The 25173-nt window shown below is 68.9% G+C and carries 17 protein-coding genes and 2 pseudogenes; 6 read left to right on the top strand and 13 right to left on the bottom strand.

What is annotated here, in order from left to right:
• Nucleotides 1-32 precede the first annotated feature (32 nt).
• Nucleotides 33-997 (bottom strand): annotated as a pseudogene (locus OG390_RS16290) (transposase family protein).
• Nucleotides 998-1067: 70 nt separating this feature from the next.
• The gene (locus OG390_RS16285) at nt 1068-1916 is read right to left on the bottom strand and encodes a helix-turn-helix transcriptional regulator (protein WP_406177693.1); all 849 of its coding nucleotides are present in this window, start codon (nt 1914-1916) and stop codon (nt 1068-1070) included.
• Between the two features lie 243 nt (nt 1917-2159).
• Here OG390_RS16285 and OG390_RS16280 point away from each other — a divergent pair, with 243 nt between their 5' ends.
• Complete coding sequence (locus OG390_RS16280; RefSeq protein WP_406168609.1) at nt 2160-3068, top strand: NADP-dependent oxidoreductase; 909 nt, start codon at nt 2160-2162, stop codon at nt 3066-3068.
• A 361-nt stretch (nt 3069-3429) separates the two neighbouring features.
• Here OG390_RS16280 and OG390_RS16275 read toward each other — a convergent pair whose 3' ends face one another.
• On the bottom strand, nt 3430-4674 hold the full coding sequence (locus OG390_RS16275) for an IS110 family transposase (protein WP_406168607.1): 1245 nt from the start codon (nt 4672-4674) through the stop codon (nt 3430-3432).
• An 896-nt stretch (nt 4675-5570) separates the two neighbouring features.
• Here OG390_RS16275 and OG390_RS16270 point away from each other — a divergent pair.
• The 4 genes and pseudogenes from OG390_RS16270 to OG390_RS16255 all read left to right on the top strand — a co-directional run bounded on the left by OG390_RS16270 (nt 5571) and on the right by OG390_RS16255 (nt 9773).
• Entirely contained in the window at nt 5571-6218 is a 648-nt protein-coding gene (locus OG390_RS16270) for a hypothetical protein (protein ID WP_406168605.1), read from the top strand.
• Nucleotides 6215-6871: a hypothetical protein gene (locus OG390_RS16265; protein WP_406168603.1), complete on the top strand. Its 657-nt coding sequence runs from the start codon at nt 6215-6217 to the stop codon at nt 6869-6871. Before OG390_RS16270 ends, OG390_RS16265 begins: the two co-directional genes overlap by 4 nt.
• A 1119-nt stretch (nt 6872-7990) precedes the next feature.
• Nucleotides 7991-8146 (top strand): annotated as a pseudogene (locus OG390_RS16260) (arabinan endo-1,5-alpha-L-arabinosidase); the annotation flags it as partial.
• 124 nt (nt 8147-8270) lie between these two features.
• Entirely contained in the window at nt 8271-9773 is a 1503-nt protein-coding gene (locus OG390_RS16255; RefSeq protein WP_406168601.1) for an alpha-N-arabinofuranosidase, read from the top strand.
• Here the strand turns inward: OG390_RS16255 and OG390_RS16250 are convergent.
• The 9 genes from OG390_RS16250 to OG390_RS16210 form a co-directional block, all read right to left on the bottom strand.
• Complete coding sequence (locus OG390_RS16250; protein WP_406168600.1) at nt 9770-12739, bottom strand: beta-galactosidase; 2970 nt, start codon at nt 12737-12739, stop codon at nt 9770-9772. The two genes, OG390_RS16255 and OG390_RS16250, sit on opposite strands and share 4 nt — an antisense overlap.
• Nucleotides 12740-13054: 315 nt before the next feature.
• Nucleotides 13055-14767: an aminotransferase class I/II-fold pyridoxal phosphate-dependent enzyme gene (locus OG390_RS16245; RefSeq protein ID WP_406168598.1), complete on the bottom strand. Its 1713-nt coding sequence runs from the start codon at nt 14765-14767 to the stop codon at nt 13055-13057.
• A gap of 180 nt (nt 14768-14947) precedes the next feature.
• Nucleotides 14948-16096 (bottom strand): aldose epimerase family protein, encoded by a 1149-nt coding sequence (locus OG390_RS16240; protein ID WP_406168596.1) that lies wholly within the window; start codon nt 16094-16096, stop codon nt 14948-14950.
• Between the two features lie 55 nt (nt 16097-16151).
• Nucleotides 16152-17399 carry a multiple monosaccharide ABC transporter permease gene (gene mmsB, locus OG390_RS16235; protein ID WP_406168594.1) on the bottom strand — a complete coding sequence of 416 codons (1248 nt, stop codon included), beginning with the start codon at nt 17397-17399 and terminating at the stop codon, nt 16152-16154.
• A complete protein-coding gene (gene mmsA / locus OG390_RS16230) occupies nt 17396-18946 on the bottom strand; it encodes a multiple monosaccharide ABC transporter ATP-binding protein (RefSeq protein WP_406168592.1) in 1551 nt (516 codons plus the stop codon). The genes mmsB and mmsA overlap by 4 nt, the downstream gene beginning before the upstream one ends.
• A 32-nt stretch (nt 18947-18978) precedes the next feature.
• Complete coding sequence (gene chvE, locus OG390_RS16225; protein WP_406168590.1) at nt 18979-20085, bottom strand: multiple monosaccharide ABC transporter substrate-binding protein; 1107 nt, start codon at nt 20083-20085, stop codon at nt 18979-18981.
• 5 nt (nt 20086-20090) lie between these two features.
• Nucleotides 20091-21089 carry a hypothetical protein gene (locus tag OG390_RS16220; protein ID WP_406168588.1) on the bottom strand — a complete coding sequence of 333 codons (999 nt, stop codon included), beginning with the start codon at nt 21087-21089 and terminating at the stop codon, nt 20091-20093.
• Nucleotides 21090-21217: 128 nt separating this feature from the next.
• Entirely contained in the window at nt 21218-22258 is a 1041-nt protein-coding gene (locus tag OG390_RS16215) for a zinc-binding dehydrogenase (RefSeq protein ID WP_406168586.1), read from the bottom strand.
• A complete protein-coding gene (locus OG390_RS16210; protein WP_406168585.1) occupies nt 22255-23412 on the bottom strand; it encodes a mandelate racemase/muconate lactonizing enzyme family protein in 1158 nt (385 codons plus the stop codon). The genes OG390_RS16215 and OG390_RS16210 overlap by 4 nt, the downstream gene beginning before the upstream one ends.
• 254 nt (nt 23413-23666) lie before the next feature.
• Between OG390_RS16210 and OG390_RS16205 the strand changes: the two genes are divergently transcribed.
• Entirely contained in the window at nt 23667-24446 is a 780-nt protein-coding gene (locus OG390_RS16205; RefSeq protein WP_406168583.1) for a hypothetical protein, read from the top strand.
• A 152-nt stretch (nt 24447-24598) separates the two neighbouring features.
• Here the strand turns inward: OG390_RS16205 and OG390_RS16200 are convergent, their stop codons facing one another.
• Entirely contained in the window at nt 24599-25033 is a 435-nt protein-coding gene (locus OG390_RS16200; protein ID WP_406168581.1) for a MarR family winged helix-turn-helix transcriptional regulator, read from the bottom strand.
• Nucleotides 25034-25173 lie beyond the last annotated feature (140 nt).

The following is a 25173-nucleotide window of genomic DNA, read 5'->3' as shown; positions in this document are numbered from 1 at the left end:
GACGGGTACCGGCATGCGCTGGGCCGCAGACCTCACCGGCACCGCCAGGGCTTGTTCCTCGAGCCCTTGGGGCGGCCGGGGCCGACGGGGCGGGGTTTTGGCGGCCGGGTGATCGAGGGCAGTTTCGCGCGCAGGCGACGGCGGCGGCCGATGTACCGCTGGAGGGGCCGCCACTGCTTGTGCTCGGCGTTGGCGTGCTCCACGCAGATCCGCTCGGAGGACTGCTGCTTGCGTGCCTCCTCCCATGCCGCGGACTCCTCTGGCGACGCGTCCTTGCCGGGCTTCTTCGGCGGCGGCTGGACCTGGTCGGGAAACCGTTTGGCCAGGCCCGGGTATCCCGCATCGACCTTGGCCTTGACCTGCGGGTACTGCTCGAAGAGGTCCTCGATACCCTCGGCTTTGACCGCCGCCTGGTCGTGCATGCGGCCGGGCCGGACGGCGCCGGTCCACAGGGTCCGGCCCCGCTCGTCGGTGATGACGGTGGCCTTCTTGGTGTTCTGCCGCATCTTCCCGGAGACGAACGCGCGCCGTCCCGGCCTGCCCGCCCGCGGGCGCCGCACCCGCACCTCGGTGCCGTCCAGGCGCAGTTCAACGCCCTCCGCTCGGCGTAGGCGAAGACGTCGGCCAGCGTGTGAAGGCGTACCCCGGCTTCGCCGGGCACCGCGAAACCACGTGCCGCCAGCAGCGGACGGATCTCATGGACGGCGCGGGTGATAGTGGAACGGTCCACGCCGTAGAAGAGGGCCAGGGCGGCGTGCGGGAGCTGGAACCGCAGGATCACCAGCGTCGCGATCACTCGATCGGTGAAGACCAGCTGATGGTCCGGCCCGCCGCCCTCGGCTCGCAGACGCTCGTGACCTCGACGTTCCCGCAGCCGCGAGTCCTCCCGCGCCATCCACCCGGGCGCCAACTCCACGATGAGCGCACCGAGTCGACGACGCGAAATGCCTGTGCAGATACGATGCGAGAGAGCCGCACGGGCCAGGTATTGCGTCACAACAACACCAACCCGTGCGGATCACTCTGCGTTCCGGCTCAGACCGCGATCACTGCCGTACACCACGCCGTTACTGTCGTGCGCTTGTCGCCGCCCAGCTGCCCAGCAGCTTCAGTGCGGTCTCCGCGGTGCTGCAGGGAGCGGTGAAGATGACGAGTGACTGGCCCTCATCGCCGGGCAGGGCAAGGGTTTCGTAGGTGAGGTCGATGCGACCGACCACGGGGTGGTCGAAGCTCTTGGTGCCATGTGTCTTCTCCCGGACTTCCTGTGCCGCCCACAAGCCCCGGAACTCCGGGCTGAGGTCACTGAGTTCTGCGACGAGGTGTCCCAGACGTGAGTGGTGCGCATGACGTGCGGCTGAAAAGCGCAGGAACCCGACGGTCTGTCGGGCAACCTGTTCCCAATGCGGGTACAGGCTGCGAGCCGTGGTGTCCAGGAAAATGTGACGGGCGATGTTCAAAGTGCCCGCCGGGACACCGACAAAGCCGGGGACCAGGGCCAGGGCGAGGTCATTGGCGGCGAGTATGTCCATGCTGCTGTCGAGGACGTATGCAGGCACCGCGCCCACGGCATCCAGAAGCCGGCGGACATCCGGACGCACCAGCTGCGCCTCGGAGGACAAGGACTCAGCCGCCCGGTGCTGCGGCTGGCGAGCCAGAGCGTACAGATGAGCCCGCTCGGTCGCGTCCAGCCGCAGCACACGGGCCAGTGCCTCCAGCACGGAATCCGAGGGATTGGTGGCGCGGCCCTGCTCCAGACGCGTGTAGTAGACAGTGCTCACTCCGGCGAGTTCCGCCACCTCCTCGCGGCGGAGGCCGGGCACCCGCCGTCGGCCCAGAGCAGGAACGCCCGCGACCTGAGGCGACACGTGTGACCGCCGTGAATGAAGAAACCTGCCCAGCTCACGCGCCTGCTTCACGGCCACCCCCTGCATCGTCCTCCTCGGAGCGGGCCGCTCCCGCCCACGTCGCCCACGTCAGTATGCCCTCGGTGGAACGCGCCGTCCTGTCCCTGTCAGTACCACCCTCCACGCTGTGGACTGGTACTCACGGGGTAATGGCCGACAGGGCGTCGCCGGTCCACGGTTGAGCGCAGTGCGTACCGCACAGCCGTCGCCCCCTGCGGCCGACGGCTCGTTTCAGACTTCTTAGGAGCACCGGTCATGCGTGCAGTGGTCTTCTCCCGTTATGGCGACGAAAGCGTCCTGAAACTGACCGAGCAGCCGATACCGGCCCCCGGGGACGGGGAGATCCTGGTCAGGGTCCGGGCAGCCGGGGTGAACCCCGTCGACTGGAAGTTCCGTGAAGGCGCGGTCGGCACGGACCGCCCCTTCCCGCTGGGGATGGGCTGGGACGTGGCAGGGACGGTCGTCGCAACGACGACGGCCGACGGCCCGGCTGCTGGTGACGAGGTGTTCGGCATGCTGCCCCTGCCGTACGGCGGCGCCTACCAGGAGTTCGCCGTGCTGCCGACCTCAGCAGTGGCACTCAAGCCTGTCGGCCTGTCGTTTGCACAGGCCGCGGCCGTCCCACTGGCGGCCCTGACTGCCTGGCAGTCCCTCGACACCGCACAGGTGACCGCTGGGCAGCGGGTTCTGGTGCACGCCGGCGCGGGCGGTGTCGGCCACTTCGCCGTACAGCTCGCCAAGTACCGCGGGGCGCATGTCTCGGCCACCGCGTCACCGCGCAACCTCGACTTCCTGCGCCGGCTCGGCGTCGACGAACCCCTGGACCGCACCTCGGACAGCCTGCACACCATCGCACCGGTCGACGTCGTCATCGACACTGTCGGCGGACGGACCCAGCAGGAGTCGTGGCCGCTGCTGCGTCCGGGCGGGATGCTCGTCACACTGCCGGAACCGATCGACGCCGCCTACCGCGTACCGGGCATCACAGGGCGGCGCGTCATCGTCGCTCCTGACGGCCAGGCACTGCACCACATCGGGACGCTCATCGACACCGGAGTCGTCCACGTCGAAGTCCAGGACATTCTTCCCCTGGAGAAGGCGGCCGAGGCACAGCTGATCAGTAAGACCGGTCAGGTCCGCGGCAAGCTCGTGCTCGGCCTGTAACCGAACTCACAGGACGCCAACGAGTTGACCGGCCGGTCGTCGACGCGCCGCAAGCGGATCCCGACGGCGTACGAGACGGTGGCCGGGTGTGAATCGGCAGCGTGAAGACCAGTCTGCCGATGCCGGACTGGTGTCCCGGGCCCCTGTCATCGCCCTGTACTCGGCTACCGCGCAAGAGCACCACTCGCATCGCCGCCGAAGCCGGGGCCCCGGCGGGGGAGCCTCCTTGTGCGCGGGCCCAGGGTTCGGTGCAGCGGCTTGTGCAGCGCCTCCCTCCCTTACGCGTGGGCGGGCTCACGCCCTACTCTGGTCCGAAAACAAAGCTTGAGCCCAGGTCAGTGAGGCCGTGGTGACGGTGGTGTCATGCGGCTTCGATGGGGTCGAAGCGGACGGTGAAGCCGAGGGTGTTGGCCTGTCGGGCCAGGCGGCGCATGGCGCGTTCGGGGTCGCGCTTGGCGTAGTAGTCGCCGCCGAGGTCGGCGTACTCGGCGTCGTGGGTGAGCATGTGCCAGACCGCGGTCAGGATGGAGTGTTCGAGGGCGACCAGAGCCTTCTTCTTGCCGAGGCGGGGCACCAGGCGGCGGTAGCGGGCGCCGAGGTAGGTGGTGTCCTTGGTGCGGGAGGCGGCCACGGCGGCGGTGCCGAGTGCGGCACTCAGCCAGCGGTTGCCGTGGCGTCGGCGGCCGGATTTGTGTTTCCCGGCGGATTCGTGGTGGCCGGGGCAGACCCCGGCCCAGGAGGCCAGGTGGCCTGCGGTGCGGAAGCGAGTCATGTCACCTCCGGTCTCCGCGATGAGGGCCTCGGCGGTGGCCCGGCCGACCCCGGGGATGGTCTGCAGCAGCTCAATCTGCTGGGCGAAAGGGAGCATCTCGGCCTCGATTCGCACCGACAGTTCGCCGATGGCCGCGGTGAGGTGGTCGATGCGTTCCAGGTGCAGGCGGCAGAGGAAGGCGTGATGTTCGCCGAAGTTCCCGGTCAGTGCCTCCACCAGCGCGGGGATCTTGGGCCGCATCCGGGCCTTGGCCATCTGGGCCAGGGTGTGGACATCACGTTCGCCGTCGATGAGGGCGGCGAGCATGGCCCGGCCGGAGACGCCCATGATGTCGGTGGCCACGCTGGAGAGCTTGATGCCCGCGTCCTCCAACTCCTTCTCCAGGCGCTGGACTTCCCGGGACCGCTCCGCGGTCAGGCTGGTGCGGTAGCGAGTCAGATCCCGCAGGTGCCGGACCGGCTCGGGCGGCACGAACGACGCCTTGAGCAAGCCGCATTCGCCGAGCTGGCACAGCCAGGCGGCATCGGCGACGTCGGTCTTGCGGCCGGGCAGGCCCTTGGCATGCGCGGCGTCGACCAGGATCACGTTCAGGCAGTCCTCCAGTAGGTAGAACGCACTCCGCCAGTAGTCGCCCGTCGCTTCCAACACCACAAGGGTGACCTTCTCGGCGAGCAGCCAGTCCCGCAACTCGAGCAGGGAGTTGGTCACGGTGGCGAACGTACGGATCTCCTGCCGGCGCGAGCGCCTGCCAGAAGGATTCGGGGTGCGGACGCACACCTTGAGGTCCTTCTTGCCGATATCCAGCGCGGCACACCGCTCATGCAATACGTCCACGAACCCCTCCCAGGCAACGACGTGACAGGCCAACGGCACGCCGTCCGGAGGGACCACAGGGCTGAAGAGTCTGGTCCGCGTGCTGCCGCAACAATTGACGGTCCCTGTCAGCGATCCCCATCGCCATCCTGACGCGCGAGCTCACAGGCATCACAGTGAAACCGGCGTTCCGGACGGAGCCGACCCATTTTCCCGCCTCCACGGCAGCCCGCGCAGCGGCCTGGGTTCCTGAAGCGAAACTGACGGCCCGGACGGCCCTTCTCTTCATGCCGAACCCAAGCTTCGGCCGGAGCACGCTGGTGCCTGGAGCCACCGCACCGGCGGCCTCCGCCTCGTTGCCGTCCTGATCTCCCAGACGCTACGGCACCCGCTCGGCGATCACCGACTCGTCCCGCTCCGCCTCAACCACCTGAAACCGCTTGCCCGACTCCTCGGCGAGCATGCTCACCTGCCGATGCGAGCATGCCGCGGCGGAAGTCGGTTCCGAGGACCCCGTACATCATGGCGGCATACGGTACTGCCGTTTTGCGATTGTTCATGATGTTTTATCGCTCCGCCTACTAGCGTGCTGCTCTTCAGGAATCGACCGGACGGCCCACCTCTGGAAACGGCTGCGAGGTCTCACAGCGACTCTGTCCAGGGGGCGGCGTGAAGGCATCACGTCAGGTGTACGGCTCCGCGGCGGCGGACGTGGCGGACGCGGCGCGGGGAATGCTCGACCGGGCCGCCGACGTGGCACCGGAGCAGGTCACGGCGGAACGCCGGAGATGGTGTGCGCCGCGTTGCCGTCCTCCGAGCGGCTTTTCCGGCACTCGATCGGGCCTTGTCTTGCCCGAATTGACCCGGCGACCGCCTGGATCACCGAGCCGGGCCATCGTCTGAACACGCAGACCGCGATGGCCAACGCCTGCGAGCGGCCGTATCTCCTGCACGAACTCGGCTGGATCGCGACCGGGTTCACGGTCGAGCTTGCCGCCGCCCTCCTCATCTACGCGCTTCACCCCTGGTGGCCGCGGATCAGCCGACGGCCCGGCTCGTCCATCGGATCGGGCCAGTTGTGGTGGCCGACCGGGAGCGTGCGTCTGCCGCGGTGCTCCGGGAAGGTCCAGCTGGCCGGAGACGAGAACGCCGATGTCCTGAAGGCACTGGAAACGCTGTCCCGGGAGGCCGGCCTGTCCCGCTCCCCCGTCTGGCTGATCGACCCCTACGCCACCACGGCCGGCGGCCGCGCGTACGGCCTCCCGGGGCGCCCCCGGGTCTGTTTGGACATGGGACTGCTGATCGGGTACGACCTGGACCGGGAGGGCTTCCACACCGTCGTCAGACACGAACTGGCCCACCATCACCATCGAGACGTCGGACGCACCTATCTGACCGTCTCACTCTGGTGGGCGTTCGTCGCCACGGCACTTGTGCCCTGCGTACTGCTCTCCCTCTACCCCGGGTTTTGTCGAATGCCGGAACCGGACTGTGGGGTACCTCATTGCCGGAAGTCGACGGGAAGCCGGCGCAGCGGCTGGTCGCCCTGGCGGTGCTCAGCGTGATCACTTACCTCGCCAGGAACATGATCCTGCGCGCACGCGAACTGCACGCGGACACGGTCGCGCACACGTGGGACGCCACGGGAGTCGTCCTTCCCCGTGTGGTGCGCCGCCTCCCCTGGCCGCCCACGTATACGGCGGGGCAGTGGATTCCGGCCAGATGGCTGTGCTGGGCGGCTCGTGTCGGGACCCACCCCAGCCCTGAGCGGCGGGTGGCGGCGCTGAACGACTCCACGTGGCTGCTGCGTACCGGGGCCTGGGAGATGGCAGGCCTCGGTCTCCTGGCCGGCCTCGCCCTGCACAATCTCGCGCTGCTCGCGGGGAATGTCGCGGGACGCTACGTCACCGTCGGTCTGATGCTGCCGGCGCTGCCCTTCGGGATCGTCCTGGCCTTGACGCTCGCCTCAGCACTGGCCGCGGCGGGCGCTCACTGTCAAGACTCACCCACCCCGGGGAGAGCCCGGCCAGGGCGGGACGTCCTTGTCCTGCCGACCGCACTCACGGCAGGCCTGGTGGGGAGCCGGCAGTTCTCGCTGGTAGCGGCGGATATGGCGGCCGTCACCCCGAGCCGCGGGGAGTACGCCCTGATCGGTCTCGTCGAGATCCCCTCGCCGTTGTCCGGACCGGTCTCCACCAGTTCCACGATCCGCCGGTAGTCCACCGCGAGCGCCTGAACCGTCACCCCCGCATGCCAGCGCGACACGATGGAACCCGCGACCGGGGCCCTCGCCGTGTCCGCCACCGTCGCGGTCGTCGCCTCACTCACCGGGGCGGCCGGCTCCTTCAGCATCGCGTCCCGGCCGGCCAGGGTCTCGGCGAGCTCGGCCGTCGCGATCACCGGCCGCTCCAACAACGCCTCTGCCTCGGCGAGTTCAGCAAGAACTCGCTCAGCCTCGGCGCGAAGCTCCTCCGCCCGCCCCCGGGCAGCCGCTTCCCGCTCCTCCACCAGCGCCATCACTGACGTCACGCTCAACTCCGCATCGCCGAGACCGAACCAGACGCCCGAACTCTCCCGCAGCGGCGCCGACACCATGCCTGACCAGCGGAAGCTCAACGATCACATCCGGAAAGACAACGGCTTCTTACCGCAGCGGTGAGCATGGCTATGGCACCCGCCCGGGCAGTCCGGCGGACAGTGTTCTTCCTCAAGTTGTTTTCCCCTCCGCTTAGTTCAGCCGACCGTCATCCGGCGTTGGTCAGACGCCGACGGCTTCGGCCGTTCGGATGGCAATCAGGGTGACCGACGAGGCGCTGCCGTACGGCCAGGGCGGCGCATCCGGAGGCGCCCCGGCAGGCCGTATCCATGCCCGTTGCCTGAACAGGTCGCTCTGCCACTGACGCGCTGCCACCCCGCCCCGGTGGCAGGGGCCCTATGGCGGCCGTTTCGGGTCAGGGCCGCGCTCACAGATACCCGTCCCGTCGGCGGTACGGAAGACGTTGGAGGGCGGGGGTCCGTAAGCCCCGCCCCAGGTAGGCGTCGAGAAGCCTCACCGGTGCAGGGAAGACGCCCCGTCCGTACGGTGAGTAGTGGGGCCCCTGTCCGCCATCCCATACTCCGTCGAAAGTTCTGCGCAACCCATTGACGCGCAAGCGCTTCGATTTTACGGTCCCGTTCGAAGTGGCGAGCATCTGACGAAATCTCGAACGGCGAGGGCGGGGTATGGGGCGACCTGGCCTGAACCGCAGGCAAATTCTGGCTGGACTGGGTGGGGTGACAGTCGCAGGCAGCCTCGGCTTCGCCGCCCTCGGCACCGGCGCGGACGCGCTCGCGTCCCGGCCACGGACGTTATGCCTGCACCGGCGGCGAGTCGGTGTTCAAGGACCACGGCCATGACTGGCTCGCCTACCACTACTACGACGCCGAGAACAACGGCACGCCGAAGCTCGGCCTGAACAGGCTGAGTTGGACGTGTGACGGCTGGCCAACCGTCTTGAGAGGCACGGGGCTGTGTCAATATGCGGCTCAGCCGCGTGGGCGCGACCAGCCCAAAGTCAACCCGCACTCTCCGACGAACACAAGTCATCCCCAACCCACCGCGCCCCCGAAAGGAAACGATGCGCCCCGCCCGCTTCGCCCTCGACCCCGCCTTCGCCATCGGCGAGGTCAACCCCCGTCTCTTCGGATCCTTCGTCGAACACCTCGGCCGCTGCGTCTACACCGGCATCTACGAACCCGGCCACCCCTCGGCCGACGAGACGGGTCTGCGCACGGACGTGCTGGAACTGGTCCGCGAACTCGGCGTGACCACGATCCGCTACCCCGGCGGCAACTTCGTCTCCGGCTACAACTGGGAGGACTCGGTGGGCCCGGTGGAGAAGCGGCCCCGCCGACTCGACCTCGCCTGGCGCTCGACGGAGACCAACCGCTTCGGCCTCTGCGAGTACATCGCCTTTCTGAAGAAGATCGGTCCGCAGGCCGAGCCGATGATGGCGATCAACCTCGGCACGCGCGGCGTCGCCGAGGCCCTGGAGCTCCAGGAATACGCCAACCACCCTTCCGGGACCGCCCGTTCGGACCTGCGGGTGGCGCACGGCGACAAGGACCCGTTCGGCATCAAGCTGTGGTGTCTGGGCAACGAGATGGACGGGCCCTGGCAGACCGGCCACAAGACCGCCGAGGAGTACGGCCGACTCGCCGCCGAGACCGCCCGCGCGATGCGGCAGATCGAGCCGGACCTCGAACTCGTCGCGTGCGGCTCCTCCGGGCAGTCCATGCCCACCTTCGCGGAGTGGGAGGCGACGGTGCTGGCCGAGACGTACGACCTCGTCGACCATATCTCCCTGCACGCCTACTACGAGGAGACCGACGGCGACCGCGACTCCTTCCTCGCCTCCGCCGTCGACACGGAGTCGTTCATAGAGAACGTCGTGGCGACCTGTGACCACATCGGTGCCCGCCTCAAGTCCAAGAAGAAGATCAACCTCTCCTTCGACGAGTGGAACGTCTGGTACCAGAGCCGTCCGAACCCGCACCCCGTCGAGGACTGGCAGGAGGCCCCACGCATCCTGGAGGACGTCTACTCCGTCACGGACGCGGTCGTCTTCGGTTCCCTTCTCATCGCGCTGCTGCGGCACGCCGACCGCGTCACCGTCGCCTGCCTCGCCCAGCTCGTCAACGTCATCGCGCCGATCATGACGGAGCCGGGCGGCGCGGCCTGGCGGCAGACCACGTTCTTCCCCTTCGCGCAGGCCTCGAAGTACGGACGCGGTCAGGTCCTCGACGTACGCGTGGACTCGCCGACGTACGGGACGAAGAAGTACGGCGAGGCGGACCTGCTGCACGCCACCGCCGTGCGCGCCGAGGACGGCTCGGTCACCGTCTTCGCCGTCAACCGCAGCCAGAGCGAGCCGCTGCCGCTCGAAGTAGCCCTGAACCGCTTGGGGTTGACGACGATCGTCGAGCACAGCGCACTGGCCGACACCGACCCGGACGCCACCAACACCGCCGACGACCAGCAGCGGGTCACCCCGCACCCGGTCGAGGGCACCACCCTCCAGGACGGCACGCTGAGCGCCGTCCTGGAGCCGCTGTCGTGGAACGTGATCCGGTTGCGTTAGTGCTTGAGCGGGCCGCCGGGGGAGTCCACCGCCGTCACCGGTACTCCTCCGGCCGCGCTGCCCAACAGTGTCAGTGCTACCTTGCCCGGTCCTGCCGGTGTGGTCCCGTCGGACAGCACCGCGAGGGCCAGCGTGTTGAGCCCACGTGTGCGCAGCAGTCCGTTCGGCAGGACGAAGGTGTGTTGGGGGCCCACATCATTGATGTACTGGCCTGTGTTCCAGCCGTTCAGGAAGATCTGGACGCGGTAGGCGCGGGCCGGGTCGTCGGTGAGCGTCAGCCCGATCGAGGCGTCCACGCTCGCGTCGACGGCGAGCCGGAAGTCGGTGCGATACCAGGTGACGCCCTGGCGCCGCTCGTCGCGCGGGAAGTCGACGACCTTCCAGTCGGTGTCGTCGAACCCGGGCAGATGCCAGCCGTGCCGCTCCCCGAACAGACCCCCGTTGTTGACCGGCCCGCGGACCGGGTCCGGGGCCACCTCGCCCTGGATCCGCCAAGTGACGGCCGGAGAGGCACCTTTGAGGGTCACGCCCGTCAGTCCCCGGGCCACCTTGTGGGTGTCCTTCGCGGCCCCGTCCTCGTCGTGCTGCATACGACGCACGAGGACGGACAGCACACGCGGTCCCGTCTTCTCGGGGACGGGGAACGTCGCCGTCGCCGACCAAGTCCCCTGCCGGACCGTCTTCTTGTCCGGCACCGGCATCCGATGCGTCCCCAGCGGCTTTCCGTCCAGCCAGGCCATCAGCAGCCCCTGCGCGCCCGAGATGTAGGAGAGGGACACGGACTCCGCTTTGCCCGCGTCATTGAAGTGCCCCCGGTACCAGACATCGCCGTAGTGGTATCCGTAGTCGTCGGCGAACAGTACGGGCTGCCCGGCGGGTACAGGGGTGACGCTGTGCGAGGACTTCTTGTTCGCGACCTTCCAGCCGCTGTCGTCGAAGTCGGCGGCGGACTCCTGGTTCTCGGCGGCCCGGCGCCAGTTGGTCAGGGCCGGGAGCCGGACGCCGGGTGCGCCGGGCAGCCGCTGCTCGGCCCGCAGGCTGCCGGACTTGGTGGCCACTGCCTTCAACGTGCCTTGGTTCCAGACGACTTCACTCATCCCGCGCGGTCCCCAGACCTCCAGGTCCGCCGCCTTGATCGTGTCCCCGGTGAGATGGACGGTCGTGCCGCGCAGGACGGCGGTGCGCAGAAGTGCGGGGCCGCGTACCAGCACGGGGCCGGACGGGGTGTCGTAGCGCCACAGCCGTCCGGACATCTCGTCGGTGGCGAGCAACAGCAGGAGAGGCGTCGAGATGCCGTCGCCCTCCACCAGCACCCTGGTGAGCGAGTTCAGTTGAGCATCGATCCGCAGGACGCCGTCCGCGTACTCGTGTCCCGCGTTGCCCTCCAGCACGGTGACCGTCGGCTTGCTCGCGCACTCCAGCGCGGTCCGCGTCGACTCGCCCGCCCGGCCGGTGAACACGGCGATGTCCTGGCGCCCGGTGGCGAGCCACAGCATCGGCTGGGCGGTGGAGTAGCGCAACTTCCGGCGTCCCAGGGCGATTCCGGTGGCGAGCAGCCGGGCGTCGAGGCCGGGGACCGGTACGGAGGCGGTCGTTCCGGCGAGCGGGACGGAGGCGACGGACTCGGTGGCGGTGTCATTGCGCAGGACGTAGAAGTGCGCCTCCGTGTCCGGATTGACGAGGTGGTACGCCTTGATGCCGGTGTCGCCGACCGTGATGTCCCCGGCGCGGTCCAGTTTCGCCAGGTCGGGCACGCAGTGCAGGAGCTGCCCGATCTGGTGCATCGGGATCAGCTTCGCGGTGGGCTGCCGGGCCTCGTCGAGGGCGGCACCGTAGTCGTACGAGGTGTAGACGATCGGTGCCGGCAGCCATCCCCAGGAGGTACCGCCGAAGGTCATGTAGACGTTGTGGATCTTGATCCCGTTGGCGAGGTTGGTGAGGTAGAAGCGTCGCTCGTACGCCGCGTCCCGGGTCCGGCGCGACTCCGCGTATCCCTTGCCGTCGAACTCCGCCCCGCCCCACGGATCGAACCAGCCGCCCCCGAACTCGGCGATGAGCCCCGGTGTTTCGGGACTCGCGGTCGAGCCGCCCTTCGTCCCGCCGACGCCGAAGTAGCCCCAGTCGGGCGGGGTCGCGAACGGCGACGGATAGCCGTCGAAGCCGTACAGGTAACAGCCCTTCTCACCGCCCGTGTCGAAGGTTCCCGGGGCCCAGTGCCCGTTCCTGCCCTTGTCGTTGTGGAAGAGCGGCACGTCGATGCCGTCCGCGCGGACCTTCTTGTACAGGTGGGTCATGTAGTCGCGGCCCAGGGAGCTGCTGACGTTGTTCGCGTACTCGTTCTCCAGCTGGTAGAGGACGATCGTGCCGCCGCCCTTGGTGTAGAGGTGCTTCGCGGCGATCCGGTCGACAGCGGTCAGCCACTCGTCGACGTACTTCAGGTACGTCGGGTCGGAGGTGCGGGCCGTGCCCTTGGTGACGGTCAGCCAGCCGGGGAAGCCGCCTGCGTCGACCTCGGCGTTGATGTACGGGCCCGGCCGCAGGATGACGTACAGGCCGGTCTCGGCGGCCGTACGCAGGAACAGGTCGAGGTCGCGGACGCCGGTGAAGTCGTACTTCCCGGGCGCGGGGGAGTGGTAGTTCCACGACACGTAGATGCTGATCGTGTTGTAGCCGTGGGCGCGCAGCTTCTCCAGCACGTCCCGCCACAGCGAGGGGCTCGGCAGGCGGAAGGGGTGGACCTCGCCGGACCAGAGCACGAGGCGCTTGCCGTCGATCAGCATCGAGTAGCGGTCGAAGCCGACGGTGTGCTTCTTGCCGTCGGCCGCGGGCGGTCCGGGCGCGGGCCCGGTGGGAGCGACGGGCGCCCTTCCGGCGGCGCACGCCTCGTCGCTTCCGCTGCCGCTCAATGAGAGGCCGAGCGCGGCGGTGCCGGCGAGTGCGCTGAAGGTACGTCTGCTCAACACCATGCGGGGTCCTCCCGGGGACAGGCGCGGGTGCGGCCATTGTCCACAGCGAAACCTCCCACACCGGTCATATGAGGATCCCGGCGCGGGCGGATTACGCGGTACGGGCGGCACGGGAGCTCGCCTACGGGCAGTCCGGCGGTCCGGTGAAGGCGGAGGCCGACGCTGCAGCTCAGGGTATTCCGCACCAGCTGCCGGGGGGAATCCTCGGCGCCAGTTCCCGGGAGGGGGAATCCTCGGCGATCCCCGGCGTGGCGGACTCGTCGCCGACCGGCGTGGACTCCGGCGTGGCGGCGATCGCGCCTGGGCCGCGGGGTCCTATCCCGCCTGGCCGTACAGCATGGCGCCCACGGCCGGCCAGCCGGTGGGCTGCTGCGGCCGGGGCTGTGGTTCCGGCTGGGTGCGGCCCCGGACCTGGGCGGCGGTCAGGCCTCCGTGGGCTCCCTGCGAGGCGGCGTTCGTCATCCCGGGCATGGGAGCCTGGGCGACGGGCTGGAGACCTGGGGCCTGGGCCGCGGCGGGCATCCCCGGCGCGGGTGCCGAACCCGGGGCCAGGCCCGGCATCGCCCCGGGTGCCTGGGCCGCGGCCGGCGCCGGCCAGGCGGTGGGCTGCGGGGTGGCGGGCCCCGGAGCGGGGGACGGGTAGTTCGACACCGCCGCGGGCTGCTGCGGGGACGGGTAGTTCGACACGGCCGCCGGCTGTTGCGGGGCGGGGAAGTTCGACACCTGCGCGGGCTGCGCGGCGGGCAGGCTCGGCATCGGTCCGGGCTGTGCCGCCGCGGGCCCCGGCCACGCGTTCGCCTGCGCGGCCAGGCCCTGCATGCCCGCCCCGTTCGTGGCGCTGACCAGGCGGTCCACCGCCGCCGTACCCGAGCTGTAGCTGGTCCCTGTGCTCAGCTCGGGCACGGCGGCTCCCCTCCTGGTCCCGTAGAGCACCTGTTCCAGGCCGGACACCAGGCGACGCACGTCCACCTGGGGGCGCACCACGAGTCTCAGGAAGCGACTGGACGAACCGATCTTGTTGCCGCACTCGCGGACCAGGATCCGGTGCTCGGTCAGCAACCGGTCCCGGACCACGGTGCCTTCGGCACCCACGGGGAGGCGCACGAAGAGGAAGTTGCCTTGCGAGGGGTAGACCGTCAGACCGGGCAGCTGGGAGAGCTGTTGAGCCATGTCGAGCCGGTCGCGGCGGACCATGTGCAGGCTCTGCGTGTACTCCTGACCGTGTTCCTTGAGCATGAACACCACGGTCTCGGCGAAGGAGTTGAGGTTCCACTTGGGCAGCATGGAGCGGACCCTGCCGGCGAGGGCCGGGTTGGCGACGAGGTAGCCGAAGCGAATGCCGTGCAGGCCGAAGTTCTTGCCGAGGCTGCGCAGCACGATGACGTTGGGCCGCATCACCGCGTCCTCGACCACGCTCGGTTCGGACTCGGCGTCGGCGAACTCCATGAACGACTCGTCGATGACGATCAGGTCCAGGTCCGCCATCGCGTCCATGAACTGGATGACCGACTGGCGGGGGAGGAAGCCGCCGTCGGGGTTGTTCGGGTTGCAGATGACAGCGACACGTGTGCCGCGGGCGCGGATGAACTCGGCGTACTTGGCGAGGTCGAGCGCGAATCCGGTGGACTCCTGGAGCGGGAACATGTCGACCCGCTTGCCGGTCTCCATCGGCTGGTCGGTCCAGCGGCCGAAGGTGGGGACGGGTATCGCGAGGGACTCCCGGACCAGCAGGTGGTCGATCCAGGTGATGAGTTCGGTGGATCCGTTGCCCATCGCGAGGCACTGCGGCGGGAGCCGGAGCAGCGAGCACAGCTCGGCGGTGATGGTGTCGGCGCTGCTCGGGTAGTACGTGAGGATCTCGCGCAGGCGGCCCGCCAGCTCGTCGAACATCGCGGGCGTCGGAAAGTACGGATTGCACGGGATGCAGAAGTCCACCGGACCGGCCCCGTCACCCTCCCGCGTCAGTGCGGCCATGGATGGGCTGTGCGCCGCAGTGCCGCGAAAGAGCGAGGTGACATTGCCGGCCATGGAACCTCCGTATAGGGCGGGCCCGGTGGGGAGGACGGGCCCTCCGTCTGGGTGGCCCGTGCGGGGGAGCACGGGCCGCCCTCTCATACGGATACGGAGGTGGCGCTGTTCAACTCGTGTGAATTCAGTGTGGGTTCGCCACCCGGGGCAACCGGGGGCCCGGCAAGGCCGCCGAGGGCCTCAGGCGCTGAACGAGTGCACCGTCGTGCTGCGGTACGTCGTGCCGGGCCGCAGCACCGTCGAGGGGAACTTCGGCTGGTTCGGCGAGTCCGGGAAGTGCTGCGTCTCCAGGCACAGCGCGTCGCCCTGCCGGTAGATGTGGCCGCCGGTGCCGACGAGCGTGCCGTCGAGGAAGTTGCCGGAGTAGAACTGCAGGCCCGGCTGGTCGGTGGCGATCTTCAGGGTGCGGCCGGAGGACGGGTCGCGCAGGGTGGCGACGTGCTCGGGCTTCGCCGTGATGCCCTTGTCGAGCACCCAGTTGTGGTCGATGCCCTTGCCGTACAGCAGCTGCTGGTCGGCGACCCGGATGTCGGCGCCCACCGTCTTGGTGCGGCGGAAGTCGAAGGGCGTGCCCGCGACCTTGGCCAGCTCACCGGTGGGGATCAGTCCCGAGTCGACGGGCGTGTAGCGGGAGGCGGCGATCTTCAGCTCGTGGTCGTAGATCGAGCCGCTGCCCTCGCCCGCCAGGTTCCAGTAGACGTGGCTGGTGAGGTTGACGACGGTGGCCTTGTCGGTGGTGGCCGCGTAGTCGATGCGCCAGTCGCCGTGCCGGGTGAGGGTGTAGGTGACCTTCGCCTTGAGCGTGCCCGGGTAGCCCATCTCGCCGTCGACGCTGGTGTAGTGCAGCACGAGGCCGACGTCGGAGCCGGAGGTGAAGCCCTCCACGTCCCAGACGTGCTTGTCGAAGCCCTGGGTACCGCCGTGCAGGCTGTTCACGCCGTCGTTGACGGACAGCTGGTAGCTCTTGCCGTCGAGGGTGAACTGCCCCTTGGCGATGCGGTTGCCGTACCGGCCGATCAGCGCGCCGAAGTACGGGGTCTTCGCGACGTAGTCCTCGATGTTGTCGAAGCCCAGGGAGACGTTCTTGTGGCGACCGTGCCGGTCCGGGATCTCCAGGGACTGGACGACGCCGCCCCAGGACAGGACCTTCAGTCGCGTGCCGCCGTTCTCCAGCGACCAGCGGTAGACCTTCGTCCCGTCGGCGAGCTTGCCGAAGAGCTCCTTCACCGGCTTCCTGCCTCCCGTGGCGTGTGCCGTTCCCCCGAGCGTGGTCGCGGCGATGCCCGCGGCCGCGGCCCCTGCGATGACCGTGCGTCTGTTCAGTTCCATTTGCGGCTCCAGTAAATGGATGGGCCCCGTCGTTTCCGGCGGGGCCCGAGCTGACTTACGAACCGGACTTGCGCTTGTTCCACACGTCGAAGCCGACCGCCGCCAACAGGGCCAAGCCCTTGATGACCTGCTGCCAGTCGGTGCCGACGCTGAGGAGGTTCATGCCGTTGTTGAGCACACCGAGGACGAGACCACCGATGATCGCGCCGAGGACGGTACCGACACCGCCGCTCATGGACGCGCCACCGATGAACGACGAGGCGATCGCCTCGAGTTCGAAGTTGAGGCCCGCCTTCGGCGAGGCCGCGTTGAGGCGGGCGGCGACCACCAGACCCGCCAGGGCCGCGAGCACGCCCATGTTCAGGAAGACGTAGAAGGTGACCTTCTTGTCCTTGACGCCGGACAGCTTCGCCGCCGGCAGGTTGCCGCCGATCGCGTAGATGTGGCGGCCGAAGACGGCGTTGCGCATGACGTAGCCGTAACCGACCACCAGGACGCCGAGGATGATCAGCACGGTCGGCGCGCCCTTGTAGCTGGCGAGCAGCATCGTGACGACGAGGATCGCGGCGACGATGGCGACGAGCTTGAGCAGGAAGATGTTCCTCGGCAGCACGACCAGCGAGAACTCCTGCTGGCGCCCCCGGTCGCGGACCTCCTGCAGAACCGCGAAGACGATCAGCGCGAGGCCGAGGAGCAGCGTGATGTTGTGGTAGTTGGTGTTCGGGCCGACCGCCGGCAGGAAGCCGTTGCCCATCTTCTGCAGCCCGTCCGGGAACGGGCCGAGGGTCTGGCCCTTCAGCAGGATCTCCGTCAGGCCGCGGAAGAGCAGCATGCCGGCGAGGGTGACGATGAAGGACGGTATGCCGAGATACGCGATCAGGAATCCCTGCAAGGAGCCCGCCACCGCGCCCACCAGCAGGCACAGGACCAGTGCGACAGGCCACGCAATACTGTGCTGCACCATCAGCACGGCTGCGAACGCGCCCACGAACGCGGTCAGTGAACCGACCGACAGGTCGATGTGACCCGCGATGATCACCAGCATCATGCCGATCGCGAGGATCAGGATGTAGCTGTTCTGCAGCACCAGGTTGGAGACGTTGCGTGGCAGCAGCAGGTCGCCGTCGGTCCAGACCGCGAAGAGGGCGACGATCAGGCCGAGGGCGATCAGCATGCCGTACTGGCGCATGTTGCGGCGCAGGCCGTCCAGCATCAGCTGCAGCAGGCCGCCGCCGGTGGCCGAGCTCCCGCTCTTCCCGGGCGGCGCCGGGGCCGGGGTCTTGGCGGTTACGTCCGTGCTCATCGGGATACCTCTTTGTCCTTCGTCATCTGGCGCATCAGCACTTCCTGCGTGGCCTCGGCCCGCGGGACCTCGCCCGTGAGCCGCCCGGCGGCCATGGTGTAGATGCGGTCGCACATGCCGAGCAGTTCGGGCAGCTCGGAGGAGATGAAGACGACCGCCTTGCCCTCGGCGGCCAGCTGGTCGATGACCGTGTAGATCTCGTACTTGGCGCCGACGTCGATGCCGCGGGTGGGCTCGTCCAGGATCAGCACCTCCGGCCCCGCGAAGATCCACTTGCTGAGGACGACCTTCTGCTGGTTGCCGCCGGACAGCTTGCCCACCGGCTCGAAGACGGTCGGCGCCTTGATGTTCATGGACTTGCGGAAGCGCTCGGCGACCTGCCGCTCCTCGTGCTCGTCGACCACACCGCGCTTGGCCACCTTGTTCAGGGCGGTCAGCGAGATATTGCGGTTGATGGTGTCGATGAGGTTGAGGCCGTAGTGCTTGCGGTCCTCCGTGACGTACGCGATGCCGTGCCCGACCGTCTCGGCGACGGACTTCGTACGGATCTCCGTGCCGTCCTTGAGGACCGTGCCGCCCGCGTAGCGGCCGTAGGTGCGCCCGAAGACGCTCATCGCCAGCTCGGTGCGGCCGGCGCCCATGAGCCCCGCGATGCCGACGATCTCCCCGCGCCGCACGCTGATCGACACGTCGTCGACCACCTTGCGCTGCTGGTCGATCGGGTGGTGGACCGTCCAGTTGCGGATCTCCAGGGCCGGTGCCGCGCCCACCTCTCCCTCGTACGCGGTGCGTTCGGGGAAGCGGTGGTCGAGGTCACGGCCGACCATGCCGGAGATGATCCGGTCCTCGGTGGTCTCCGGCGCCTTCACGTCGAGGGTCTCGATGGACCGCCCGTCGCGCAGGATGGTCACCGAGTCGGCGACCCTGCGGATCTCGTTCAGCTTGTGGGAGATGATGATCGAGGTGATGCCCTGCTTCTTCAACTCCAGGATGAGATCGAGGAGTTTGCCGCTGTCCTCGTCGTTCAGGGCCGCGGTCGGCTCATCCAGGATGAGCAGCTTCACCTTCTTCGACAGCGCCTTCGCGATCTCCACGAGCTGCTGCTTGCCCACGCCGATGTCGGCGACACGGGTCTCGGGGTGATCGTCCAGACCGACCCGGCGCAGCAGCTCGGTGGCGTGCCGCAGGGTCTCGTTCCAGTTGATGAGCCCGCCCTTGGCGTGCTCGTTGCCGAGGAAGATGTTCTCCGCGAGGGAGAGGAACGGCACCAGCGCCAGCTCCTGGTGGATGATGACGATGCCGTGGTGCTCGCTCGCCCGGATGTCCTTGAAGCTGCAGACCTCCGACTCGAAGAGGATCTCACCCTCGTAACTGCCGTGCGGATGGACGCCGGAGAGCACCTTCATCAAGGTGGACTTTCCGGCGCCGTTCTCACCGCAGATGGCGTGGACCTCGCCCTGGCGGACGGTCAGTGTGACGTCCGACAGCGCCTTGACGCCGGGAAAGGTCTTGACGATCGAGCGCATTTCCAGGACGGGTCCCGCCATGGTCGTGCCTTCCAATCACTAGGAGCCGGCGGTTACTTGAGGTCGGACTCGGTGTAGTAGCCGCCGTCGACCAGCACCTGCTTGTAGTTGGTCTTGTCGACGCTCACCGGCTGCAGCAGGTAGGCGGGGACGACCTTGGCGCCGTTGTCGTACGTCTTGGTGTCGTTGGTCTGCGGCTTCTTGCCGTTGAGGACGTCGTCGACCATCGTCGAGGCGACCTTGGCCAGCTCACGGGTGTCCTTGTAGACGGTCTGCGTCTGCTCGCCCGCGATGATCGACTTCACCGAGGCCAGCTCGGCGTCCTGGCCGGTGACGACGGGCAGCGGCTTGTCCTTGGAGCCGTAGTCGTCCGACTTCAGCGCCGACAGGATGCCGATGGAGATGCCGTCGTACGGCGAGAGAACCGCGTTGACCTTCTTGCTCTGGTACGACTTGGTGAGGATGTCGTCCATGCGCTTCTGCGCGGTGGCGCCGTCCCAGCGCAGGGTGGTGACCTGGGTCAGACCGGTCTGGCCGGACTGGACGACCAGCTTCTTGCTGTCGATGTAGGGCTGCAGGACGCTCATGGCGCCGTTGAAGAAGTACTTGGTGTTGTTGTCGTCGTTGGAGCCGGCGAACAGCTCGATGTTGAACGGGCCCTTGCCGCTCTTCAGGCCGAGCTTGTCGACGATGTAGTTGGCCTGCAGCTCGCCGACCTTGGTGTTGTCGAAGGACGCGTAGTAGTCGACGTTCTTGGTGCCGAGGATCAGCCGGTCGTAGGCGATGACCGGGATGTCGGCGTCGGCGGCCTGCTGGAGGACGTTGTTCAGTGACTTGTTGTCGATCGCGGCGACGATGATGGCCTTCACGCCCTGCGTGATCAGGTTCTCGATCTGCGAGACCTGCTGGTCCGGGTCGTCCTCGCCGTAGACCAGCTTGGTCTTGTAGCCCTTGGACTCCAGGTTCTTGACCACGTTCTTGCCGTCGGCGATCCACCGCTCGGAGGACTTGGTCGGCATCGCGATGCCGATGGTGCCGCCCTTGCTGCTGCCCTTCTCCTCCTTGCTGCCGCCCTCGCTGTTCTGGCCGCAGGCGGTGAGGGTCAGGGCGAGGGAGGCGGCTCCGGCTATGGCGGCGAGGGCTGCTCTGCGGTTGCGCATGGTCATCAGTCCTTGTTCGTCTCGTCGTTGAGAGGGGTCACAGCGGTGGAAAAGCGGTGGAGCGGGCCGGGCAGCCGGGAGCCGAGCGGCGCCATGTCGCCGTCCGCGCCGTGCCGGGCGAGCAGGTCGAGAGCGAGCCGGCCGCGCCGCACCCGCTCCCGGGCGGTGTCCAGGGTCAGGTCCCGCATATGGGTGCCGTACGGGTAGATCCCGGGCGCCTTGGACAGACCGAACTTCAGATAGAGCGGTGCGCCGCGCCGGATCAGCTCGGCGACCTCGTACATCCGCACGTACCCGCCGAGGTCGTCGGGGGCCTCGATGTACATGTCCATGGGGGCGGCGGAGACCCGCCGTATCTCGGTGAGGTGGTCGAGCGTCAGATCGCTCGGTACGTTGACCGAGTCGGCGCCGAGGTTCTCGTACACGGCGTACGAGGCCGGGTTGACCGGGCCGATCAGCGCCGAGACCTTCAGGGTCGTGTCGGCCGGGATGATCCCGGCGACACGGGCCCGGTGCAGCGTCCACAGCACTCCCTCGTCGGCGACGAGCAGGCACTTGACGCCCAACTCCGTTGCCCGGACGGCGTCTTCGACGCAGCCGGCGACCGCGTCGTGGCCCCGGGCGCGGAGTCCGGCGCCGCGCGAGTCGGTGCGTACGGAGGCGCCGATGTCCCAGGTGCCGCGTGGTCCGGTGAAGAGGCAGAGCTCGATGTCGCGCTCACCGGTGGCCTCGACCATCTCGGTGATCTCGGCGTCGGTCAGCATCCAGACGCCGCTGCCCTGGCTGATCCGGTGGATCGGCACATCGAGCCGGGAGGACTCCTTGAGGACCACGGCAACGGCCTCGGGGCCCTCGACGGACGGAACCTCGGTGCGCCAGCGGCCGCCTCCCGGGAAGGTGTGCGGCGAGGCGTCGGCGGGGGAGAGGGCGGGCGCGCCCAGGCCGAGCGCGGCGAGCGCCTGCTCGCCGGGTCGACGGGCTGCCGTTGGGGAGGCGTCGGTCACAAGCAGTCCTTCGCGTTCGATATTTCGGACATGGTTCGTGTCGGTGGGTGTACGCCGGTACGGAGTGTCAGGTGTCTCCGTACCGGCGTACGGATCAGGGGCGCGGAAGAACCTGGCTCATGGACGGCTCATGGACGCAGAAGGACCTTTCCGACCTTGGGATCCCCGGATCCCACCAGCTCGATGGCCTGGGGGAACTCGGCGAGCGGCAGCTCGTGCGTGACCAGCGGCGACGGGTTCAGCAGCCCCGCGCCGAACACCCGCACCGTGTGCGCCCAGGCCTCCGGCGGCGCCCCGAACACGGTGTGCACCTCCAGCTGCCGTACGACGAGATCGGTGGGGTCGAGTCCCTCGGCGCCGGGCGCCGGGATTCCCGTCAGGACCAGGCGTCCGCCGCGCCTGAGCAGGGAGGCGGCGGTGCGCGCGGCGGACGCGGAGCCGGCGGTCTCGATGACGACGTCGAAGTCGTCGGGGAGTTTTTGGATGGGGGTCCCCCCGCTCGAGCGAAGCCGAGAGTGGGGGATGGTACGGAAGTCGGTGGCGCCGAAGTCCCTGGAGAGCATGTCGCGATCGAGCCTGGTGCCCACCACGAGCAGCTCGGCCGGGGAGCCCGCCTTCAGGAACTGCACGGCGAACATGCCGAGCGTCCCCGTCCCCACCACCGCGACCCGCTCACCGGGCCTGGCGTTCGCCTTGAGCGCGGCGGCCGCGATGCAGGCGGCAGGCTCCAGCAGGGCGGCGGCCGTCAGGTCGGCGTCGTCCGGCAGGACATGGAGCAGCCGGGCCGGGAGGGTGAGCGTGGTGGCCATCGCGCCCGGCTGGGTGAAGCCGGTCTCCTCGTACCCCGCCGTGCAGAGCGTGGTCTCGCCCGCGTGGCAGCGGTCGCAGACCTGGCAGTTGCGGAAGCCCTCACCGACGACCTTGCGGCCGACGAGGGACTCCGGCACTCCCGCGCCGACCCTCTCCACCGTCCCGGACCACTCGTGGCCGGGCGTGAGCGGGTAGCGCACGTATCCGTCGGGCCGGTTGCCTTGATAGACCTCGCGGTCGCTGCCGCAGATGCCGACGGCGTGGACGCGGACGAGTGCCTCGCCGGCCTCCGGCTCCCGGGGCTCGTGGGCGGTCAGCCGGTGCTCGCCCGGCGCATCGATGACGACCGCGGTGCTCACTGCGTCCCTTTCGGCTTGCGCTGCTCCCAGCCGTCCGCCCAGAGGTCGAACCGGGCCTGCTGTTGCGGGAATTCGGCCGCCGCGTCGACGTCCAGCTCGACGCCGAGACCGGGCTCGTGCGACAGCTGGAAGTAGCCGTCGACGACCTGCGGCGCGCCCTTCACGACCTTCTTGATCTCCGCGTCCGCGAAGTCGTTGAAGTGCTCCAGGATCTTGAAGTTCGGCGAGGTGAAGCCGACCTGGAGGGAGGCGGCGGTCAGGACGGGCCCGCCGACGTTGTGCGGGGCGACGAGCACGTAGTGCGTCTCGGCGGTGGCGGCCAGCTTCCGCGTCTCCCAGATACCGCCGATGTGACCGACGTCGGGCTGGATGATGTCGACGGTCTGGGCCTCGAACAGCTCGCGGAACTCGATGCGGTCGTGGATGCGCTCACCGGTGGCGACCGGGATGTCGACCTTGGCGGCGACCTTCTCCAGGGCCTTGAGGTTCTCCGGCGGAACCGGCTCCTCCAGCCAGGCGGGCTTGAAGGGCGCGAGCTCGCGGGCGAGCCGGATGGCGGTGGCCGGGGAGAAGCGGCCGTGCATCTCGAGCATCAGTTCGGCTTCGGGTCCGATGGCGTCGCGCACGGCCTCGATGAGCGAGACGGCGTACAGGCTCTGCTCGTGGTCGAGCTCGAAGTGACCGGTCCCGAAGGGGTCGATCTTGAGGGCCTTGTACCCGCGGGCGACGACCTCCTGGGCGGCCTTGTGGTAGGCCTCGGGAGTCCTCTCCGTGGTGTACCACCCATTGGCATACGCCTTGACCCTGTCGGTGACCTTGCCGCCGAGCAGCTGCCACACCGGTACTCCGAGGGCCTTGCCCTTGATGTCCCAGCAGGCCATCTCGATGACGGCGATGCCGGACATCACGACCTCACCGGCGCGCCCGTAGTCGCCGTACTTCATACGTCGTACGAGGTCCTCGACAGCGAACGGGTCGGAGCCGAGAATGTGATTGGCCTCCGCCTCCCGCAGATAGCCGATCAGTGCGTCGGTGTGGCCCAGCATGCGGGTCTCGCCGACTCCGGTGATGCCCTCGTCGGTGTGCACCTGGACGTATGTCAGGTTGCGCCAGGGCGTCCCGACCACGTGTGTGCTGATTCCCGTGATGCGCACGGCAGTTGCCCCCTGTGCTCTTCGGCTCTGTTCGAAATTTCGTCACACGTTCGAAATGCTGGCGTGACAGTAAGGACGTGGCCCCGAGGGTGTCAATGGGTCGAACGCATAACGGTTTAGACGCGATGGGATCGGGATGGCGGGGAATGTTCGGGGGTGTCTCGACTCGGCACGCCGGAACGGCCGGTTCCCCACACAATATTCACAGCTGCGCCTATGAACGTTACCCTTCAGGAACTTAGTCTTCCCGCGTCATGGACTACTGCCACCCGTGCCGACGGCACCTCAACGGCGCCCTTGCCTGCCCTGGGTGCGGCACCCCCGTCGAAGAGCTCCACGCGCATGCGGAGGAGCTCGACGCGCGCCCGGAGACGGGCGCGGACGCGGCCGACGCCGACGCGTACTACGACGAGGACGACGACGCGGACGCGCGGCCCGGGCGGGCCGCGCGGCGGCGGGGCCGGGGGCGTGGACGCGGGCGGGCCGCCGAGATCGCGGGTGGCCCGGAGGGTCCGGATGCCCCCGGTGGTGCGAGCCGGCGTGACCGCAAGGCTGCGGCGCACCGTCGACGGCGGCGCCGGACCTTGCTCATCGCGGCGGGGTTCGTGCTCGCCGCGGGTGGGCTCAGCCTCGCCGAACTCGGCATCGACGCGCCCGGGTTGAGCCCGAAGCCGGCGGCGGCCGGGGGTGAGTCGGCCGACGGCTCGACGTCCTCGGACGCCAAGGAGACGGCGCAGCCACTGGGTGAGACCTCGGGGGCGGGCGGCGCCTCGCCGACCGGCTCGCCCGACGCTTCCGCGTCGCCCTCCGACTCCGGGTCTCCGTCCGCGTCCGCCTCCGGCAAGGACAAGAAGACCCAGGACGAAGAGTCCGCGACCACCGGCACGACCCCGGGCCGCCCGACCTCGGCCCCCACCCACACCGCGGCCCCCGCGACGACCGCACCCGCCACATCCGCTCCGACGGCGTCCGCGCCGACCCCGGATCCCGCCCCGTCGGAGACGTGCAACCGGTTCTTGTGGTGGTGCACGTAGGGGTGCTTTTCGCCCCCGCCGCCCCCGCCCGTCCCGTGCGGGTTTGCTGCACAGTTCCCCGCGCCCCTATTCAGGGGCGCGGGGAACTGCGCGAACGGGGTCCGGGGCGGAGCCCCGGGTCGGGACGGGCAGGGGCGGAGGGGGCGAGAAAACTACGCCGTCAGCATCCGTCGCAGTAGATCCCGCAGCGCCAGCCGCTCCTCCTCGGACAGCCCCGCGAGCGGCTCCCGCGCGAAGTTGAGGGAGTCGCGCAGCCCTCGGGCGACCTTCCGGCCCTCGGCCGTCGCCGCGGCGAGCTTGACACGCCGGTCCGCCGGATCCGGGCGCCGCTCGACCAGGCCCCGCGCCTCCAGCCGGTCCACGATCCCGGTGACATTGGACGGCTCGCACTTCAGCTGCTGCGCCAGTCGCCGCATCGGCAGCGGCTCGAGCGACAGCAGGCCCAGCAGCCGCGCCTGCGCACCGGTCAGCGCGTGCTCGGCCGCCGCGTCCTCGTACTCCTCGTGGTAGCGGGCCACGACCGTGCCGATCAGTTCGACGACCTCCATGGTCAGGGGGTCGATTCGGGGTGTCTTCTGCGTGGCCATGGCCTCCAGGGTAGCCGGTTACTTGACATCATGAAATATTCAGGCGCATTGTTGTTTCAGGTACTGAAGTATTAGCCCTCGCGGAGCCGCACGCGGGAACCTCCGGGAACCCGCACGAAACCGCGGAAAACAGGAAAGGC

The organism is Streptomyces sp. NBC_00996 (genome assembly GCF_045162675.1).
Lineage (GTDB): Bacteria > Actinomycetota > Actinomycetes > Streptomycetales > Streptomycetaceae > Streptomyces.
This window is presented reverse-complemented; position numbering and strand designations above follow the sequence as displayed.

Coding starts and splice junctions, on each gene's coding strand:
- OG390_RS16240 (WP_406168596.1), bottom strand. CDS start 16,096: ATGGAACTGAACAGACGCACGGTCATCGCAGGGGCCGCGGCCGCGGGC.
- OG390_RS16250 (WP_406168600.1), bottom strand. CDS start 12,739: ATGGTGTTGAGCAGACGTACCTTCAGCGCACTCGCCGGCACCGCCGCG.
- OG390_RS16270 (WP_406168605.1), top strand. CDS start 5,571: ATGGCCAACGCCTGCGAGCGGCCGTATCTCCTGCACGAACTCGGCTGG.
- OG390_RS16205 (WP_406168583.1), top strand. CDS start 23,667: ATGGACTACTGCCACCCGTGCCGACGGCACCTCAACGGCGCCCTTGCC.
- mmsB (WP_406168594.1), bottom strand. CDS start 17,399: ATGAGCACGGACGTAACCGCCAAGACCCCGGCCCCGGCGCCGCCCGGG.
- OG390_RS16255 (WP_406168601.1), top strand. CDS start 8,271: ATGCGCCCCGCCCGCTTCGCCCTCGACCCCGCCTTCGCCATCGGCGAG.
- mmsA (WP_406168592.1), bottom strand. CDS start 18,946: ATGGCGGGACCCGTCCTGGAAATGCGCTCGATCGTCAAGACCTTTCCC.
- OG390_RS16245 (WP_406168598.1), bottom strand. CDS start 14,767: ATGGCCGGCAATGTCACCTCGCTCTTTCGCGGCACTGCGGCGCACAGC.
- chvE (WP_406168590.1), bottom strand. CDS start 20,085: ATGCGCAACCGCAGAGCAGCCCTCGCCGCCATAGCCGGAGCCGCCTCC.
- OG390_RS16280 (WP_406168609.1), top strand. CDS start 2,160: ATGCGTGCAGTGGTCTTCTCCCGTTATGGCGACGAAAGCGTCCTGAAA.
- OG390_RS16200 (WP_406168581.1), bottom strand. CDS start 25,033: ATGGCCACGCAGAAGACACCCCGAATCGACCCCCTGACCATGGAGGTC.